Raw genomic sequence first — 18,268 nt, forward strand, 5'->3', positions numbered from 1 at the left:
CGGTGCTTGACGATCTTCGCGCAAACTCCTGGAGCTTACGACCTTGCTGCATGGTGCTGGCTTATCGCATCGCACATTTTTGCTCGGTGTGGCGAAAAAAAAGCGTCATCAACAATCTGTGGGCGGCTCCGATCATTCTGCTGTATCGCTTTTTCACCGAGTGCCTGTTTGGTTATGAAATCCAGGCGGGAGCAACGATTGGACGGCGTTTCACTATTCACCACGGTTATGCCGTGGTGATTAATAAATTCGTGGTCGCCGGGGATGATTTCACCATCCGTCATGGTGTCACCATCGGCAATCGCGGCAAAAGCCTCGCCTGTCCGGTTATCGGTAATGGCGTCGAACTGGGTGCCAACGTGGTGATTATTGGCGACATCACGCTCGGCAATAACGTCATCGTTGGAGCTGGCAGCGTGGTGCTGGATAGCGTTCCCGATGATGCTCTGGTGGTGGGGCAGAAAGCGCAGATAAAGGTTCTAAAATGAATATTATGCAATTTAACGTTCGCCTTGCCGAAGGCGGTGCTGCGGGTGTGGCGCTCGATCTTCACCAACGCGCACAAGCGGCAGGTTTTAATTCACGTTTTATCTACGGGTACGGTAAAGGGGGGAAGAAAAGCGCCAGTCACGATAAATTCTCTGGTGTTGAAAAACACACGCCGCGTTTGACGTCGATTGCCAACATTGTGTTATTTCGCTTTTTTAACCGCGACCCGTTCGGCAACCTGAATAATCTGTATCGCAAAGTGACGCGCGCCACAGGTCCGGTGGTGCTGCATTTTCATGTCGTCCACAGCTATTGGTTGAATCTTGAAGAAATGGTGACGTTTTGCCAGCGCGTGAAAGCGCATAAAGCGGATGTCACTTTTGTCTGGACGCTGCACGATCACTGGAGCATCACCGGACGCTGTGCGTTTCTCGACGGGTGTGATGGCTGGAAAACAGGTTGCCAGAAATGCCCTTCTTTGAATAACTACCCACCGGTGAAACGAGATCGTGCTCATCTGCTGGTGGATTCAAAGCGCCAGCTGTTCCGTGAAATGCTGGCGTTGGGTTGCCAATTTATCTCCCCAAGCCAGCACGTGGCCGATGCCTTTAACCGAATTTATGGGGCAGGGAGCTGCAAAATTATTAACAACGGAATTGATGTGGCAACCGAGACTATCCTAGCGGAACTGCCTCTCACGCAAGCGGCGGGCGAAAAGCCAAAAGTGGCGATCGTTGCCCACGACCTGCGCTATGACGGCAAAACGAATCAACAACTTGTGCAGGCAATAATGGCACTGGGCGATGAAATCGAATTGCATACTTTCGGTAAATTCTCGCCATTTAACGGCCCGAACGTCGTGAACCACGGTTACATGACGAATAAAAAAGCGTTGATGAGCCAACTCAACCAAATGGACTCGCTGGTATTTAGCTCGCAGGTCGATAACTACCCGCTGATTTTGTGCGAAGCGTTGTCGATTGGCGTGCCGGTAATTGCCACTCAAAGTGACGCCGCAGATGAAGTGCTGCAAAAAGTAGGCGGTAAAACCTTTAACGATGCGCGGGTGCTTGAATTGGTAAAAATGCCAAAAGAGCAGCTAGCGCAGCAGGTGTTTGGCAAAACGTTGCAGGCGTTCAAAAGCGCCAGTCGCCAGGCTTTCAGTGGACAACAGATGCTGGAGGAGTATGTCTCGTTCTATCAAAATCTGTAGTTATCTGCTGTTACCGTTCATCTATTTGGTGGTCAACGTCAAGTTGGCCTCACTCGGAGAAAGCTTCCCCGTTACGATAGTCACCTTCTTGCCCGCCATCCTCTTTTTGTACATCGAACGTATTAGTGTCAAAAAATTGATGATTGCGTTAGGCATTGGTGGGGGACTGACGGCATTTAACTACATCTTTGGCCAATCTCTGAATGCCAGCAAATACGTCACCTCAACATTATTGTTTGTTTATATTGTGCTGATTCTGGCGATGACCTGGAGCTGCCGCTTCAAAACTATTTCACAGCATAATCACCGTAAAATTTTAAGGGTATTTTATTGCGTGGTGGGCATTATCGTGATGCTGGCCGCCGCGGAAATGGCACAAATTATTCTCACGGGCGGCAGTAGCCTGATTGAGAAAATTTCGAAGTTTCTTATATACAGTAATAGCTATGTTCTGAACTTTATTAGCTTTGGTGGTAAGCGAACGACTGCGCTCTATTTTGAACCCGCATTTTTTGCTCTGGCATTAATCTCAATTTGGCTCAGCATCAAACAGTTCGGTATCAAAACACCAAAAATTGATGTTATGATTCTGTCAGGGATAGTTCTTTCAGGATCGTTTTCAGGGGTAATGACATTTATCCTGTTTTATCTTCTTGAATGGGCATTTCAGTACCTTAATAAAAATGCCATCAAGAAGAAGTTGCCTCTGGCAATTATTTCTCTGTCCGTATTTTTAGTGGGGTTAGTATTCGCGTTTCCTTATATTGCTACACGATTGGGTGATTTAGGAACCGAAGGTTCGTCATCGTATTATCGTATTATTGGCCCGTTAGCGATGGTCGGATATTCATTGAGCAATATCGATGGGGTAGTGCGTTTCGGATCTTTATATGAATATGTTGCATCATTCGGAATCTTTAACGGTGCGGATGTCGGTAAAACAGTAGACAATGGTTTGTATCTTCTGATTATTTATTTTTCCTGGTTCGCAGTATTACTGACAGTATGGTACATGTGGAAAGTCATTAAAATGATGCGCACGGCGTTTGGTAATAATGAGAATTACCGCGTGCAGCTTTGGCTTTTTATGCCGATGTCGCTATTTTTTACCGGCTCAATTTTTAGCCCTGAATATGCGTTCTTAATTGTGTGTCCATTTATTTTGCGCAAGGCACTTAATATTACGAACACCTGAGGTCAATAATAATGCTATTAAGTGTTATCACTGTTGCTTACAAAAATCTCGCCGGAATTGAAAAAACCTGGCAGTCGCTGGCTCATTTAGCGAAGGCACCAGGCATCACATTTGAGTGGATTGTGGTTGATGGGGGTTCGCAAGACGGTACGGAAGAATTCCTGAAAAATATCAATGAACAGTACAACTTACGCTATGTCAGCGAACAAGATAACGGTATCTATGATGCCATGAACAAAGGGATTGAAATGGCTCAGGGCCGCTATGCCTTGTTCCTCAACTCGGGTGATATTTTCCACCCGGAGATAGCAAACGTTGCACATCAGCTCGCCGCCATGCCCGAGACTGATAATGCGATGGTCATTGGCGATGCATTATTAGACTTCGGTGATGGGACAAAAATAGAACGCCGCGCAAAACAGGGTTGGTATATTTACCACAGCTTACCCGCCAGCCATCAGGCCATATTTTTCCCAGTATCTGGGTTACGTAAACACCCTTACGATTTGCAATATAAAGTTTCATCTGATTATGCGCTGGCTGCGAAAATGTACAAAAGCGGTTATGCCTTTAAACGTATTAAAGGCCTGATCTCTGAGTTTTCCATGGGTGGCGTGTCAACATCGAATAATGTTGAGTTGTGTCATGATGCAAAAAATGTGCAACGTAAGATATTAGGCGTACCTGGTTTTGTCGCGGAATTATCATTCAAGTTTCGTTTGCGTACCACTGGAAAAGCAAAAGCACTTTATAACAAGACTTAAATTTTCGGATGAGTCCGCAGATCGAATTCACACAAGCGATATCCGATAAAATCCTCAAGAGGATAATATGCAGGAATTAAATGGCTTCTCGGTGCCGAAAGGTTTCCGGGGTGGGAATCCTATTAAAGTACAGCTGTGGTGGGCAGTGCAGGCAACATTATTTGCCTGGTCGCCGCAAATATTTTATCGCTGGCGTGCATTCTTATTACGTTTATTTGGCGCACGAATTGGTAAAGGGGTGGTGATTCGTCCCTCAGTCAAAATTACCTATCCATGGAAATTAACGCTCGGTGATTATGCGTGGGTAGGGGATGACGCGGTGTTATATACGCTGGGTGATATTACCATTGGTGCTAATTCTGTGGTGTCACAAAAGTGTTATTTATGTACCGGCAGTCACGATTATATGAGCAAGCATTTTGATATTACCGCTTCACCGATTGTTATCGGTGAAAAGTGCTGGTTGGCAACAGATGTATTTGTTTCACCTGGTGTGACGATAGGTAATGGCACCGTCGTCGGTGCTCGCAGCAGTGTTTATAAATCATTACCGGCGAATGCCGTTTGTCGGGGAAATCCGGCGGTAGTGATTCGGGAGCGCGCATAGAACTTTCGCCCTCGCCCTCACCCTAACCCTCTCCCCCAGGAGAGGGGATCGTACGGTGTTCTCCCTCAGGAGAGGGGATCGTATGGTTTTCCCCCTCACCCTCAGGGAGAGGGCCGGGGTGAGGGTGGTACAAAAATGTTAACAGAGGAAAAACATTATGACTAAAGTAGCTCTCATCACGGGTGTTACCGGACAAGACGGTTCCTATCTGGCGGAACTGCTGCTGGAAAAAGGTTACGAAGTTCATGGCATCAAACGTCGTGCTTCTTCATTCAATACTGAACGTGTTGATCATATTTATCAGGATCCTCATGCCAGCAATCCAAAATTCCATCTGCACTACGGTGATCTGACGGACAGCTCAAACCTGACCCGTATTCTTTCCGAAGTGCAGCCGGATGAAGTGTATAACCTGGGCGCCATGAGCCACGTCGCGGTTTCTTTTGAATCCCCGGAATACACCGCAGATGTTGATGCAATGGGAACGTTGCGTCTGCTGGAAGCGATTCGGTTCTTAGGTTTAGAGAAGAAAACCCGTTTCTATCAGGCATCCACGTCCGAGCTTTACGGTCTGGTGCAGGAAACTCCGCAGAAAGAAACCACGCCTTTCTATCCGCGCTCCCCATATGCCGTCGCCAAACTTTACGCTTACTGGATAACCGTCAACTACCGCGAATCCTACGGTATGTACGCCTGTAACGGCATTCTGTTTAACCACGAATCCCCACGCCGTGGTGAAACCTTCGTGACCCGTAAAATCACTCGCGCTATCGCCAACATCTCTCAGGGCCTGGAAAAATGTCTGTACCTCGGCAACATGGACTCCCTGCGTGACTGGGGCCATGCCAAAGATTACGTGAAAATGCAGTGGATGATGCTGCAACAAGACACGCCAGAAGACTTCGTGATTGCCACCGGTGTGCAGTACTCCGTGCGCCAGTTTGTGGAGATGTCCGCCGCGCAACTCGGTATCAAACTGCGCTTTGAAGGCACTGGTGTTGATGAGAAAGGCATTGTTGTTTCCGTGACCGGCCATGATGCACCAGGCGTGAAACCCGGCGATGTGATTGTTTCCGTCGACCCGCGCTACTTCCGTCCTGCTGAAGTGGAAACCTTGCTCGGCGACCCAACCAAAGCACATGAAAAACTGGGCTGGAAGCCAGAAATCACGCTCAGGGAAATGGTCGGCGAAATGGTCGCTAAAGACCTGGAAGCGGCGAAAAAACACTCGTTGCTCAAATCACACGGTTACGAGGTTGCCATCGCGCTGGAGTCCTGAGCATGAATAAACACCGTATCTTTGTTGCTGGCCATCGTGGGATGGTCGGCTCTGCCATTGTCCGTCAGCTTGAGCAACGTGCTGACGTTGAGCTGGTGCTGCGTGGCCGTGATGAACTGAATCTGTTGGATGGTGCCGCAGTTAATGCTTTCTTTGCCGAACAGCGAATCGATCAGGTTTATCTGGCGGCGGCGAAAGTGGGCGGTATTGTGGCGAACAATACGTATCCTGCTGACTTCATCTACGAAAATATGATGATTGAGGCCAACATTATTCATTCTGCCCATACGCATAACGTGAATAAGCTGTTATTCCTCGGTTCATCGTGCATTTATCCAAAGATGGCCAACCAGCCGATGGCGGAAAGCGAGCTGCTGCAAGGCACGCTTGAAGCAACCAATGAGCCGTACGCGATTGCCAAAATTGCGGGCATCAAACTGTGCGAGTCATACAACCGCCAATTTGGTCGCGATTATCGTTCGGTGATGCCAACCAATTTGTATGGCCCGCACGATAACTTCCACCCGAGCAATTCACACGTCATCCCGGCGTTGCTGCGTCGTTTCCATGAAGCGACAGAGCAGAACTCTCCTGACGTCGTGGTGTGGGGGAGCGGTACGCCAATGCGTGAGTTCCTGCATGTTGATGATATGGCGGCAGCCAGCATCCACATTATGGAGCTGGCGAGTGAAGTGTGGGCCGAAAATACCCAGCCCATGCTTTCACATATTAACGTCGGTACCGGGGTCGATTGCACCATCCGCGAGCTAGCGCAAACCATCGCGAAAGTGACGGGCTACCGTGGGCGCGTGGTGTTCGATGCCACCAAACCGGACGGCACGCCACGTAAATTGCTGGACGTGACACGTCTGCGCCGTCTGGGTTGGTATCCGGAGATCACGCTGGAGCCAGGTCTTGCCAGCACCTACCAGTGGTTCCTCGAAAACCAACAACGGTTCCGGGGGTAAGTATGTTCCTGAGTGCTGAAGACTTCGCAACGGTCGTGAGTTCCACCCCGCTTATCTCCATCGACCTGATTGTTGAAAATCAGGACGGCGAGTTCTTGTTGGGGCAACGCACTCAGCGCCCGGCGCAGAACTTTTGGTTCGTGCCGGGTGGCCGGGTGCAGAAAGATGAAACGCTGGAGCAGGCTTTTGCACGCTTAACCGAAGCCGAACTGGGTAAGCGTTTCGTGATGGCCGACGGCGAGTTTTACGGCGTTTGGCAGCACTTCTATGACGACAACTTCTCCGGGACGGATTTCTCAACGCACTACGTGGTGCTGGGATTCCGCCTGCGTGTCGATGCGACCGCGTTGCAACTGCCAACCGCGCAGCACAGTGCATATCGCTGGTTAACGTCAGAGTCGTTGTTAGCACGTGACGATGTCCACGACAATAGCCGCGCTTATTTCCTCGCGGATAAAGCTAATAAGGTCATCGGGTTATGAAAATACTGGTGTATGGCATCAACTATTCTCCGGAACTGACGGGCATCGGCAAATACACCGGCGAAATGGTTGAGTGGATGACGCGCCAGGGCCATGAGGTGCGGGTGATCACCGCACCACCTTACTATCCGGTCTGGGAAGTGCATCCCGAATATTGCGCCTGGAAGTATAAAAAAGAAGTCGGTGCGGCCACCGTCTGGCGCTGCCCATTATATGTGCCAAAACAGCCGTCAACGTTAAAGCGCCTGATCCATCTCGGCAGCTTTGCGCTGAGTTCATTCTTCCCGCTGCTGGCACAGCGTCGCTGGAAGCCGGATCGCATTATTGGCGTCGTGCCTACGCTGTTTTGCGTACCAGGTATGCGCCTGCTCGCGAAACTCAGCGGCGCACGTACGCTGCTGCATATCCAGGATTACGAAGTGGACGCGATGCTTGGCCTGGGAATGGCAGGTAAAAAGCAGGGGAAAGTAGCCCGACTGGCTCAACGTTTTGAGCAAAGTGGTCTGCATAACGTTGATAACGTTTCGACCATTTCGCGTTCGATGATGAACAAAGCGGTGGAAAAGGGCGTGGATCAGAAAAAAGTGATCTTTTTTCCTAACTGGTCGGAAGTTGAACGTTTTCGCGGTATTTCCCACGAGGATGTTCTTGCGGTGCGCACCCGCTTACAGCTGCCTGTTGATAAAAAAATCATTCTCTATTCCGGCAATATCGGGGAGAAGCAGGGGCTGGAAACCGTCATTGAGGTGGCTGCGCATTTCGCTCATCAGCCATGGTTATTTGTGATTGTCGGCCAGGGCGGTGGCAAAGCGCGCCTGCAAAAACAGGCGCAGGAGAAGGGTTTGCAAAACGTGGTGTTCCATCCATTGCAGCCTTACGACGCACTGCCAGCGTTACTGCATCTCGCGGATTGCCACTTGGTTATTCAGCGTCGGGGTGCGGCAGATGCAGTGTTGCCTTCCAAACTGACCAATATTCTTGCCGTGGGCGGCAATGCGGTGATTACCGCAGAACCGGAAACCGAGCTCGGCCAACTTTGCGAGGCTTATTCCGGCATTGCCGTATGTGTTGAGCCTGAATCGGTTGATGCGCTAGCCGATGGCATCGAGCGCTGTTTGCAATTGCCGGTACTCAATACCGTGGCATGTGAATATGCCGAGCGCACGCTGGAGAAAGACAGCGTACTGAATCAATTTATTACTGACATTCGGGGTTAAAAATGAGCCAACTTTATCCGGTGATCATGGCTGGCGGGAACGGTAGCCGTTTATGGCCGTTGTCCCGCGTGCTTTACCCGAAACAGTTCCTGTGCCTGAAAGGGGAGCTGACCATGTTGCAAACCACCATTAGCCGTTTGAACGGTGTGGCGTGCGAAAGCCCGGTGGTGATTTGCAACGAAGAACATCGTTTTATCGTGGCTGAACAGCTACGTGAGCTAAACAAGCTGACGGAAAATATCGTTCTGGAACCCGCAGGCCGTAACACGGCCCCGGCTATTGCGCTGGCAGCCCTCGCGGCATTACGCAATCAACCTGAAAGCGATCCGCTAATGCTGATCCTCGCAGCCGATCATGTGATTGAGAACGAAGAAGCCTTTCGTGAAGCGGTTCGCAGCGCGCTGCCGTTTGCCGAAGCAGGGAAACTGGTGACGTTTGGTATCGTTCCTGACCTGCCGGAAATCGGATATGGCTATATTCGCCGTGGACAACCTCAGGCGGCTGAAACGGATGCCGTTGCGTTTGGTGTCGCACAGTTTGTGGAAAAACCCGATTTATCGACCGCACAGGCGTACGTCGCCAGCGGTGAGTATTACTGGAACAGCGGCATGTTCTTGTTCCGTGCCGGGCGCTACCTTGAAGAGCTGAAAAAATTTCGCCCGGATATTCTTAGCGCCTGCGAAAAAGCCATGGCAAACGTTGACCCGGACCTGGATTTTGTCCGCGTGGACGAAGCGGCCTTCCTGAGCTGCCCGGATGAGTCTATCGACTATGCCGTGATGGAAAAAACCGCTGATGCCGTCGTTGTGCCGATGGATGCAGGCTGGAGCGACGTGGGCTCGTGGTCATCGCTGTGGGAAATCAGCACCAAAAACCCACAGGGCAATGTGCATCACGGCGATGTGATCAGCCATGATACTGAAAACAGCTATATCTATGCAGAGTCGGGACTTGTCACCACCGTTGGCGTGAAAGATCTCGTCGTCGTGCAGACCAAAGATGCGGTACTGATTGCCGACCGCGACCACGTGCAAAGTGTGAAAAAAGTCGTTGAGCAAATCAAATTTGATGGTCGCCACGAACACCACAATCACCGCGAAGTGTATCGCCCGTGGGGAAAATACGACTCCATTGATGAAGGCGAGCGTTACCAGGTGAAACGCATTACCGTCAAGCCTGGCGAAGGGTTGTCTTTGCAGATGCATCACCACCGTGCTGAGCACTGGATTGTGGTGGCGGGCACCGCAAAAGTCACGCTGGGTGAAGAGACAAAACTGCTGGGCGAGAACGAGTCCATCTACATTCCTCTGGGCGTGACGCATTGCCTGGAAAACCCCGGAAAAATCCCGCTCGATCTGATTGAAGTGCGTTCCGGCACTTACCTCGCAGAAGACGATATCGTTCGTTTCGAAGACCGTTACGGGCGTATCTAACCCCATCACAATTTAATCATTCCCGCAGCCCGCGAGCCTGCGGGTTGGGTAACTGTTGCCCGAAGGAGTGGATATGACACAGAAATTAACCTGTTTTAAAGCCTACGACATCCGTGGTCGCCTGGGCGAAGAGCTGAACGAAGAGATAGCCGAACGTATTGGCCGCGCCTATGGCGAGTACCTGAAACCGAAAACGATTGTGCTGGGCGGCGATGTACGCCTGACCAGTGAAACGTTGAAATTAGCGCTGGCAAAAGGGTTGCAGGATGCGGGCGTGGACGTGCTGGATATCGGCCTGTCCGGCACCGAAGAGATCTATTTCGCCACCTGGCATCTGGGCGTGGACGGTGGCATTGAAGTGACCGCCAGCCATAACCCGATGGACTATAACGGCATGAAGCTGGTACGCGAAGGCGCGCGCCCCATCAGTGGTGACACCGGCCTGCGCGATGTGCAGCGTCTGGCGGAAGCCAATGACTTCCAGCCTGTTGATGCAATCCAACGCGGTAGCTACCAGAAAATTTCCGTGGTTGAGGCTTACATTGATCACCTGTTCTCGTACATCAACATCAACAACATCAAGCCCCTGAAGCTGGTGATTAACTCCGGTAACGGCGCGGCGGGCCCGATTATCGATGCCATCGAAGCCCGGCTTAAGGCACTCAACGTGCCGCTGACGCTTATCAAAGTCCACAACCAGCCTGACGGACATTTCCCGAACGGTATCCCGAATCCGCTGCTGCCGGAATGCCGTGCCGACACCCGCAACGCGGTGATTGAACACGGCGCGGACATGGGGATTGCTTTTGACGGCGATTTTGACCGCTGCTTCCTGTTTGATGAGCACGGGCAATTTATCGAGGGTTACTACATCGTCGGCCTGCTGGCAGCGGCGTTCCTCGAAAAACAGCCGGGGGCGAAGATTATTCATGATCCGCGTCTGTCATGGAACACGGTGGATATCGTGGAGCGCGCAGGCGGCACGCCGGTGATGTCAAAAACCGGGCATGCGTTTATCAAAGAGCGTATGCGCGAGGAAGATGCGATTTACGGCGGCGAAATGAGTGCCCATCACTATTTCCGTGATTTTGCTTACTGCGACAGCGGGATGATCCCGTGGCTGCTGGTGACGGAGTTGCTGTGCCTGAAAGGGAAAAGTCTGGGTGAGCTGGTGCACGACCGTATGGCGGCGTGGCCGGCAAGCGGGGAAATCAACAGCAAGCTGGCGGACCCGAAAGTGGCCATCGCCCGAGTGCAGCAGCATTTTGCGCCACGTGCTACCGAGGTGGACCACACCGATGGCGTGAGCATGGCGTTCGCGGACTGGCGCTTTAATTTGCGCAGCTCCAACACCGAGCCGGTGGTGCGTTTGAATGTGGAATCTAAGCGTAACGAACAGCTCATGCAGGCGCGAACACAAGAAATCATGGAACTGTTGAATCAGTGATTTGGGTATCACAGGTCGCCCTCACCCTAACCCTCTCCCCCAGGAGAGGGGATTGACGGTTTTCTCCCTCTCCCTCGAGGGAGAGGGCCGGGGTGAGGGGAAAATAGTGAATAAAGGTAAAACGATGACAAACCTAAAAAAGCGCGAGCTACCAAAAACGAACGCATCGTTAATCTCTATGGTGCAACGTTTTTCTGACATCACCATTATGTTTGTTGGGTTATGGATTGTGTGTCAGGTCAACGCGTTACCGTTTTTGTACATGCATTTACTGATGGCCTTACTGGCCCTAGTTGTTTTCCAGATGATTGGCGGTATGACCGATTTTTACCGGTCCTGGCGCGGGGTGAAGATTTCCAGCGAACTGATGTTGTTGCTGCAAAACTGGACATTGAGCCTGATTTTTAGTGCCGGTTTACTGGCCTTTAATCCTGATTTTGACGGGTCTTTCTGGGTCTATCTCGCCTGGTACGTGCTCACCAGTTTCGGCATGATGTTCTGCCGCTCGTTTATCCGCCTGGGCGCCGGTTGGTTGCGCAATATGGGGTACAACACGCGCCGCATTGCAATCGCAGGTTCGATGCCCGTGGGCTATGCGCTTGCCGAGAGTTTCCGCAACGAGCCATGGCTGGGATTTGATGTCACTGGTGTGTATGACGACCAACAGCCGGAATCACCCCATGGCGATTATGCGGGCTGTTTCGCAGATTTGGTGGAACAAGCGCGGGCAGGGCGCATCGATAATATCTATATCGCGATGGCCATGAGCGAAGAAGCGCGGATTAAATCACTGGTGCGTGAACTGACCGATACCACCTGCTCAGTGCTGCTGATCCCGGATGTTTTCACCTTCAATATTCTTAATGCCCGCACCGAAGAAGTGAACGGTGTGCCGGTTGTGCCTCTTTTTGAAACCCCGTTAAACGGCATTAACCGTGTTCTGAAACGTCTCGAAGATATCGTGCTGGCTTCGCTGATCCTGCTGTTTATTTCGCCGGTGCTGTTGTGTATCAGCGCGGCGGTGAAATTGACCTCGCCTGGCCCAATTATTTTCCGCCAGACGCGCTACGGCATGGACGGGAAACCGATCAAAGTCTGGAAGTTCCGCTCCATGAAAGTGATGGAAAACGATGCTGTCGTTACCCAGGCCACGAAAGGTGACAAGCGCATTACGCCAGTGGGCAACTTCTTGCGCCGTACTTCGCTTGATGAATTACCGCAATTTATCAATGTGCTGATGGGGGGGATGTCGATTGTCGGGCCGCGCCCGCATGCCGTGGCGCATAACGAGCAATATCGATCGCTGATTGAAGGCTACATGCTGCGCCATAAAGTGAAACCGGGCATCACGGGCTGGGCGCAAATCAACGGCTGGCGCGGTGAAACTGACACGCTGGAGAAAATGGAAAAGCGTGTTGAGTTTGATCTGGAATACATCCGCGAATGGAGCCTGTGGTTTGACATCAAAATTGTCTTTCTGACCATTTTCAAAGGCTTTGTTAACAAAGCCGCCTATTGAGTGATTCCGCAATGAGTCTGAGAGAAAAAACCATCAGCGGTGCCAAATGGTCTGCCATCGCCACGGTGATTATTATTAGTCTTGGCCTGGTGCAGATGACCGTGCTGGCGCGTATTGTCGACAATCACGAGTTTGGCCTGCTGACGGTTTCGCTGGTGATCATCGCGCTGGCCGATACGTTGTCAGATTTTGGCATTGCCAACTCGATTATCCAGCGCAAAGAGATAAGCCACCTCGAGCTGACCACGTTGTATTGGCTGAATGTTGGCCTTGGGCTTGCGGTATTCGCGGTGGTGTTTTTACTCAGCGATGTTATCGCTACGGTACTGAATACCGCAGCCCTTGCACCGCTGATTAAAACACTGTCGTTCGCTTTTATCGTTATCCCACACGGGCAGCAGTTCCGCGCGCTAATGCAAAAGGAACTGGAGTTTTCAACGATTGGCTCGATTGAAACGGTATCCGTGTTGTCGGGTTTTACCGTGACGGTTGGGGCGGCAATGTATTACCCGTTCGCCATGACGGCGATCATCGGTTATCTGGTTAACACCGTGGTTCGCACGGCGTTATTTGGTTTCTTTGGCCGCAAGATTTATCGCCCTGGCCTGCATTTTTCCCTGAAATCTGTCAGCTCGAATCTGAAGTTCGGTGCATGGCTAACAGCTGACAGCATTATCAATTATGTGAATACCAATCTCTCAACGTTAGTGCTGGCGCGAATTCTTGGGGCCAGCATCGCCGGGGGCTACAACCTCGCCTATAACGTGGCAGTGGTACCACCGATGAAACTGAATCCGATTATCACCCGCGTGCTGTTTCCTGCTTTTGCCAAAATTCAGGACGATACCGACAAGTTACGTATCAACTTCTACAAATTGCTGTCGATTGTTGGGATCATTAACTTCCCGGCATTGCTCGGCCTGCTGGTGGTGTCGAATAATTTTGTGCCGCTGGTGTTTGGTGAGAAATGGCAGTTTATTACGCCGATTCTGCAATTGCTGTGCGTGGTTGGCCTGTTGCGCTCCATTGGTAACCCGATTGGATCGCTGTTGATGGCAAAAGCACGTGTCGATATCAGCTTTAAATTCAATGTCTTCAAAACCTGCTTGTTTATCCCGGCGATTATTATCGGCGGCCATATGGCGGGTGCGCTGGGCGTCACGCTGGGTTTCTTACTGGTGCAGATAGTGAATACCGTACTGAGCTATTTCGTGATGATTAGGCCGGTACTCGGCGCAAGCTTCCGCCAGTACATTCAAAGCATCTGGCTGCCGTTTTACCTTTCTATTCCAACCATTGTGATCAGTGGCTCGCTGGGATTTGCCCTGAAAGGGCAGCTCTCGCTCGGCTTGTTGTTGGGCGTACAAATTGCGGCTGGTGCATTGGCCTTTATCGTCATGCTGGCGCTTTCGCGCAACGCACTAGTGGTAGAGATGAAACGCCAGTTTATTCGAACGCCCCCTCACCCTAACCCTCTCCCTCAAGGGAGAGGGGACTGACCGTTTTCTCCCTCACCTGATAGAGGGGAATGATCGGTTTTCTCCCTCTCCTGGGGGAGAGGGCAGGGGTGAGGGCATACATTAAAGAACGAGGTCTGTATGAAATTATTGATTCTTGGCAACCACACGTGCGGCAACCGTGGTGATAGCGCCATTTTGCGCGGACTGATTGATGCCATTACCACCATTGACGAAACCGTGCATGTTGATGTGATGAGCCGCTATCCGGTGAGCTCCGCGTGGCTGTTGGGTCGCCCGGTGCTGGGTGACACCCTGTATAAGCAGATGAAGCAACATAACAATGCGGTTGGGTTGATGGGGCGGGTTAAAAAAGTCCTGCGCCGCAAGTATCAGCATCAGGTCTTGCTGGCGAAAGCCACTGATAACGGACGCCTGCGTAATATTTCCATCCCACAAGGATTTATCGATTTCGTTAAGTCGCTGCAAAACTATGACGCGATTATTCAGGTCGGCGGTTCGTTTTTTGTCGATTTGTACGGTGTTTCGCAATTTGAACATGCGCTGTGCAGCTTTATGGCGAAAAAGCCGGTTTACATGATTGGCCACAGCGTAGGGCCGTTCCAGGATCCGCAGTTTAATCACCTCGCAAGCTATGTCTTCGGCAATACGGAGTCGCTGATTTTGCGTGAATCCGTCAGCCTCGATTTGATGAAAAGAAGCAATATTGATTGCAGCAAAGTGGAGCAGGGTGTGGATACGGCCTGGCTTGTAGAGCATCACAACGACAGCTTCGTGCCGAGCTACGCCGTGCAGCATTGGTTCAATACCATCAAACGCAAGAAAACGGTGGCGATTACGTTGCGTGAGCTGGCGCCTTTTGATAAGCGCCTGGGCACCACTCAGCAAGCCTATGAGCAGGCATTTGCCTCGGTGGTGAATCGCATTATTGACCAGGGTTATCAGGTACTGGCACTTTCGACCTGTACGGGCATCGACAGCTACAACAAAGATGACAGGATGGTGGCGCTGAATCTTCGCCAGTACATCAATAATCCGGATGAATACCACGTGGTCATGGATGAACTTAACGATCTGGAAATGGGCAAAATTCTTGGTGAGTGCGAACTGACCGTCGGCACGCGCCTGCATTCCGCCATTATCTCCATGAACTTTGGTACGCCTGCCATTGCTATCAATTATGAACACAAATCCGCGGGCATCATGCAACAGCTCGGGATGCCGGAAATGGCCATTGAAATCCGCCAGCTTCTGAATGGTTCCCTTCAGAGCGTGGTGGCCGACGTCTTAGGGCAACTACCGGCAATCAATGAACGCCTCGCTTGCGCGGTACGTGCTGAACGTGCCGATGGCCGGCGCATGGTGGAGTCAGTTCTGGCGCGAGTGAAGGGGGATAAATGAAAGTCGGCTTCTTCTTGCTTAAATTCCCAGTGGCATCCGAAACCTTCGTGCTTAACCAGATCGTTGCATTTATTGATATGGGTTATGAGGTGGAAATCGTCGCTATCCAGAAGGGGGATTTGACCCATACCCACTCGGCATTCAAAGAGTACAAGCTTGCAGAAAAAACCACCTGGCTGATGGATGAACCAGTAGGCAAGGCGGCAAAACTGCAATCCCGAGCGCTCAATACGCTGCGTGGTGCGCTGCGTCCACGAACCTGGAAGGCGTTGAATGCGAAACGCTATGGCGAGGAAGCTCGCAATTTAATTCTCTCCTCCATTTGTGGTCGCAACCCTCAGTCTGTGCAGGCTGATGTCTTTATTGCTCATTTCGGCCCTGCCGGTGTGACGGCGGCAAAATTACGCGAGCTTGGTTTGCTGAAGGGCAAAATTGCCACGGTATTCCACGGTATCGATATTTCAGGACGTGAGGCGCTGGCGCACTACACCCCAGAATATCAAAAGCTCTTTGCTCGTGGTGATTTGATGTTGCCGATAAGTGAATTGTGGGCAGGACGCTTGCAAAAAATGGGCTGCCCGGCCAACAAAATTACCGTTTCGCGCATGGGCGTGGATATGGAACGGTTTTCGCAACGCGCCGTTAAAAAACCGGCGAAAATGCTAGAGATTATCTCGGTGGCGCGCTTGACCGAGAAGAAAGGATTGCATGTGGCGATTGATGCCTGCGCGTTGTTAAAAGAGCGAGGCGTGAAGTTTCGTTACAACATCCTGGGTATTGGTCCATGGGAAACGCGGCTGCGTACGCTGATCGAACAAAATCAACTCGATGATGTGGTGTTTATGCCGGGCTTCAAGCCGAATCACGAAGTGAAAGCGATGCTGGATGAGGCTGATTTGTTCCTACTGCCATCGGTCACGGGGGCTGACGGCGATATGGAAGGGATCCCTGTGGCTCTGATGGAAGCGATGGCGGTCGGTATTCCGGTTCTCTCTACCGTGCATAGCGGTATTCCTGAGTTAATCGATTCGGGACGTTCCGGCTGGCTGGTGCCAGAAAACGATGCGGGAGCGCTCGCCGATAGCTTACAGGCCTTCGGCAATATCGATGAAAGCGAACTCAAACCCATGTTGCAACTGGCGCGTGAAAAAGTTGAAACCGAGTTCAATCAGCACGTTATCTATCAGCAGTTAGCACGTCAGCTACAGACGCTGTAAACCCATTTAGTGAAGACTCACGGGGATGTATGCGCAAAAAATTTGAATTGACCAACCCTTCATTTTCCTCCACCCGTCGCAAGTTACTCAAAGCCAGCTCTGTTCTGGCTGCGGTCCCCTTCATTTTGCCCCGCAGTGTGTTAGCCGGGGCAGGCAAAAGCGAGGTCAGTGTCCAGAAATTTTATAGCGGCGACTGGATAGCCGCCTTCAAACAAGCTTTCTCAGTTGCTGATGTCGTGTCTGTTCCTGCCGATTTAGTCTGTGACAACATCAATACAGCCATTTTTATGCCACAAGGTAAAACCTTACAGGTTGCTGGTGGCTTAAAAGGAAATGGTAAAGGGCGTTTTGTGATGCAAGACGGTTGCCAGATTTTGGGGGGAAAGGGAGGGCGGTTTCACAATATCATCCTTGATGTGCGGGGCTCAGACTGCACTATAAAAGGCATTGATATGAGCGGTTTTGTGCCGGTGACTCAAATCTACATCGGCGGAAAAGATAAGCGCACTATGCGCAACCTGGTGATTGATAACATTCGGGTACACGATGCGAACTACGCCATTTTGCGGCAAGGGTTCCACAATTGCATGGAGAACGTAAGGATAACCAACGGCCACTTCAGCCGTTTGCAGGGTGATGCCATCGAATGGAATGTGGCGATAAACGATCACGACTTGCTTATCTCCGACCATGTGATTGAAAACATTGATTGCACCAATGGAAAGGTCAACTGGGGGATCGGTATCGGGCTTGCGGGAAGTACCTATGACAATGACTATCCCGAAGATCAGGCTGTGAAAAATTTTGTTGTTGCCAATATAACCGGCAGTAACTGCCGCCAGTTGGTCCATGTCGAAAACGGCAAACACTTCATCATTCGCAATATAAAGGCGCGGAATATCAATCACACGTTTAGTAAGAACGCGGGGATCGATAACGCGACAGTTGCCATTTACGGCTGTGATAATTTCGTTATTGATAACGTAGATATGGTCGACAGTGCGGGATTTCTGATCGGTTATGGTGTTATCAAAGGTAAGTATCTGTCTATTCCACAAAATTTTAAGCTTAACGACATTGCGCTGGATAACACCCAAATGCCTTTTAAGAGCCGGGGTATCCAGATTTCGTCGGGTAATGTGACCTCTTTTGTGGCAATCACCAATGTGGCGATGAAAAGAGCAACGCTTGAACTGCATAACAAACCGCAACACTTGTTTCTGAGAAACGTCGACGTGATGCAGTATTCTGCTGTAGGTCCCGCGTTGAAGCTAAACTTTGACCTGCGTAAAGATGTGCGCGGCCGTTTTATGGCCAAAGATGACACGTTGCTTTCGCTTGCCAATGTGCGGGCTGTGAACGAAAAAGGGCACAGCTCGGTAGACATCGACAGGGTGGATCAGCAGCATGTGAATACCCATGGGTTGAATTTTGCTCTGCCAATGGTTAATAAATAAATCGTCAAGTCACTTTGCGATTTATCTGAGGGTTCAGGTGTATTAAAAAAAGGTTTTTAGTTTTGTAGGCTTTGTTGAGGAAGTTAAAATGACGTACTACTT

General features: G+C 50.9%; 16 protein-coding genes. All 16 read left to right on the forward strand.

The features are described from left to right. Positions 1-2 precede the first annotated feature (2 nt). The 16 genes from wcaB to wcaM all read left to right on the forward strand — a co-directional run bounded on the left by wcaB (position 3) and on the right by wcaM (position 18,166). Complete coding sequence (gene wcaB / locus OH773_RS07400; protein ID WP_270144410.1) at positions 3-488, forward strand: colanic acid biosynthesis acetyltransferase WcaB; 486 nt, start codon at positions 3-5, stop codon at positions 486-488. Beyond that, entirely contained in the window at positions 485-1,702 is a 1,218-nt protein-coding gene (locus tag OH773_RS07405; RefSeq protein ID WP_270144412.1) for a glycosyltransferase, read from the forward strand. Before wcaB ends, OH773_RS07405 begins: the two co-directional genes overlap by 4 nt. Next, positions 1,677-2,897 (forward strand): colanic acid polymerase WcaD, encoded by a 1,221-nt coding sequence (gene wcaD, locus OH773_RS07410; protein ID WP_270144414.1) that lies wholly within the window; start codon positions 1,677-1,679, stop codon positions 2,895-2,897. Before OH773_RS07405 ends, wcaD begins: the two co-directional genes overlap by 26 nt. An 11-nt stretch (positions 2,898-2,908) precedes the next feature. After that, positions 2,909-3,661 (forward strand): colanic acid biosynthesis glycosyltransferase WcaE, encoded by a 753-nt coding sequence (gene wcaE / locus OH773_RS07415; RefSeq protein ID WP_270144416.1) that lies wholly within the window; start codon positions 2,909-2,911, stop codon positions 3,659-3,661. A gap of 67 nt (positions 3,662-3,728) precedes the next feature. Then, on the forward strand, positions 3,729-4,268 hold the full coding sequence (gene wcaF, locus OH773_RS07420; RefSeq protein WP_270144418.1) for a colanic acid biosynthesis acetyltransferase WcaF: 540 nt from the start codon (positions 3,729-3,731) through the stop codon (positions 4,266-4,268). Positions 4,269-4,425: 157 nt separating this feature from the next. Further along, positions 4,426-5,547 carry a GDP-mannose 4,6-dehydratase gene (gene gmd / locus OH773_RS07425; protein ID WP_183269843.1) on the forward strand — a complete coding sequence of 374 codons (1,122 nt, stop codon included), beginning with the start codon at positions 4,426-4,428 and terminating at the stop codon, positions 5,545-5,547. 2 nt (positions 5,548-5,549) lie between these two features. Further along, positions 5,550-6,515 (forward strand): GDP-L-fucose synthase, encoded by a 966-nt coding sequence (gene fcl, locus OH773_RS07430; RefSeq protein ID WP_270144421.1) that lies wholly within the window; start codon positions 5,550-5,552, stop codon positions 6,513-6,515. A 2-nt stretch (positions 6,516-6,517) separates the two neighbouring features. Continuing rightward, on the forward strand, positions 6,518-6,997 hold the full coding sequence (locus tag OH773_RS07435) for a GDP-mannose mannosyl hydrolase (RefSeq protein ID WP_270144423.1): 480 nt from the start codon (positions 6,518-6,520) through the stop codon (positions 6,995-6,997). Beyond that, on the forward strand, positions 6,994-8,214 hold the full coding sequence (wcaI, locus tag OH773_RS07440; protein WP_270144425.1) for a colanic acid biosynthesis fucosyltransferase WcaI: 1,221 nt from the start codon (positions 6,994-6,996) through the stop codon (positions 8,212-8,214). The genes OH773_RS07435 and wcaI overlap by 4 nt, the downstream gene beginning before the upstream one ends. A 2-nt stretch (positions 8,215-8,216) precedes the next feature. Beyond that, complete coding sequence (cpsB, locus tag OH773_RS07445) at positions 8,217-9,647, forward strand: mannose-1-phosphate guanyltransferase (RefSeq protein ID WP_270144427.1); 1,431 nt, start codon at positions 8,217-8,219, stop codon at positions 9,645-9,647. Positions 9,648-9,720: 73 nt separating this feature from the next. Beyond that, the gene (gene cpsG / locus OH773_RS07450; protein ID WP_270144429.1) at positions 9,721-11,094 is read left to right on the forward strand and encodes a phosphomannomutase CpsG; all 1,374 of its coding nucleotides are present in this window, start codon (positions 9,721-9,723) and stop codon (positions 11,092-11,094) included. Between the two features lie 124 nt (positions 11,095-11,218). After that, on the forward strand, positions 11,219-12,613 hold the full coding sequence (gene wcaJ, locus OH773_RS07455) for an undecaprenyl-phosphate glucose phosphotransferase (protein ID WP_270144432.1): 1,395 nt from the start codon (positions 11,219-11,221) through the stop codon (positions 12,611-12,613). Positions 12,614-12,624: 11 nt separating this feature from the next. After that, positions 12,625-14,112 (forward strand): MOP flippase family protein, encoded by a 1,488-nt coding sequence (locus OH773_RS07460; protein ID WP_270144434.1) that lies wholly within the window; start codon positions 12,625-12,627, stop codon positions 14,110-14,112. Positions 14,113-14,211: 99 nt separating this feature from the next. Beyond that, complete coding sequence (wcaK, locus tag OH773_RS07465) at positions 14,212-15,492, forward strand: colanic acid biosynthesis pyruvyl transferase WcaK (RefSeq protein WP_270144436.1); 1,281 nt, start codon at positions 14,212-14,214, stop codon at positions 15,490-15,492. After that, positions 15,489-16,709 (forward strand): colanic acid biosynthesis glycosyltransferase WcaL, encoded by a 1,221-nt coding sequence (gene wcaL, locus OH773_RS07470; RefSeq protein ID WP_270144440.1) that lies wholly within the window; start codon positions 15,489-15,491, stop codon positions 16,707-16,709. Before wcaK ends, wcaL begins: the two co-directional genes overlap by 4 nt. A 29-nt stretch (positions 16,710-16,738) precedes the next feature. Next, positions 16,739-18,166 (forward strand): colanic acid biosynthesis protein WcaM, encoded by a 1,428-nt coding sequence (gene wcaM, locus OH773_RS07475; RefSeq protein WP_270144442.1) that lies wholly within the window; start codon positions 16,739-16,741, stop codon positions 18,164-18,166. Positions 18,167-18,268 lie beyond the last annotated feature (102 nt).

This window comes from Buttiauxella sp. WJP83, assembly GCF_027594725.1.
Classification (GTDB): domain Bacteria; phylum Pseudomonadota; class Gammaproteobacteria; order Enterobacterales; family Enterobacteriaceae; genus Buttiauxella; species Buttiauxella selenatireducens.

Excerpts from the sequence above, each read along its gene's own strand:
- OH773_RS07405 (WP_270144412.1), top strand. The coding sequence starts at position 485 with ATGAATATTATGCAATTTAACGTTCGCCTTGCCGAAGGCGGTGCTGCG.
- wcaD (WP_270144414.1), top strand. The coding sequence starts at position 1,677 with ATGTCTCGTTCTATCAAAATCTGTAGTTATCTGCTGTTACCGTTCATC.
- wcaE (WP_270144416.1), top strand. The coding sequence starts at position 2,909 with ATGCTATTAAGTGTTATCACTGTTGCTTACAAAAATCTCGCCGGAATT.
- wcaF (WP_270144418.1), top strand. The coding sequence starts at position 3,729 with ATGCAGGAATTAAATGGCTTCTCGGTGCCGAAAGGTTTCCGGGGTGGG.
- gmd (WP_183269843.1), top strand. The coding sequence starts at position 4,426 with ATGACTAAAGTAGCTCTCATCACGGGTGTTACCGGACAAGACGGTTCC.
- fcl (WP_270144421.1), top strand. The coding sequence starts at position 5,550 with ATGAATAAACACCGTATCTTTGTTGCTGGCCATCGTGGGATGGTCGGC.
- OH773_RS07435 (WP_270144423.1), top strand. The coding sequence starts at position 6,518 with ATGTTCCTGAGTGCTGAAGACTTCGCAACGGTCGTGAGTTCCACCCCG.
- wcaI (WP_270144425.1), top strand. The coding sequence starts at position 6,994 with ATGAAAATACTGGTGTATGGCATCAACTATTCTCCGGAACTGACGGGC.
- cpsB (WP_270144427.1), top strand. The coding sequence starts at position 8,217 with ATGAGCCAACTTTATCCGGTGATCATGGCTGGCGGGAACGGTAGCCGT.
- cpsG (WP_270144429.1), top strand. The coding sequence starts at position 9,721 with ATGACACAGAAATTAACCTGTTTTAAAGCCTACGACATCCGTGGTCGC.
- wcaJ (WP_270144432.1), top strand. The coding sequence starts at position 11,219 with ATGACAAACCTAAAAAAGCGCGAGCTACCAAAAACGAACGCATCGTTA.
- OH773_RS07460 (WP_270144434.1), top strand. The coding sequence starts at position 12,625 with ATGAGTCTGAGAGAAAAAACCATCAGCGGTGCCAAATGGTCTGCCATC.
- wcaK (WP_270144436.1), top strand. The coding sequence starts at position 14,212 with ATGAAATTATTGATTCTTGGCAACCACACGTGCGGCAACCGTGGTGAT.
- wcaL (WP_270144440.1), top strand. The coding sequence starts at position 15,489 with ATGAAAGTCGGCTTCTTCTTGCTTAAATTCCCAGTGGCATCCGAAACC.
- wcaM (WP_270144442.1), top strand. The coding sequence starts at position 16,739 with ATGCGCAAAAAATTTGAATTGACCAACCCTTCATTTTCCTCCACCCGT.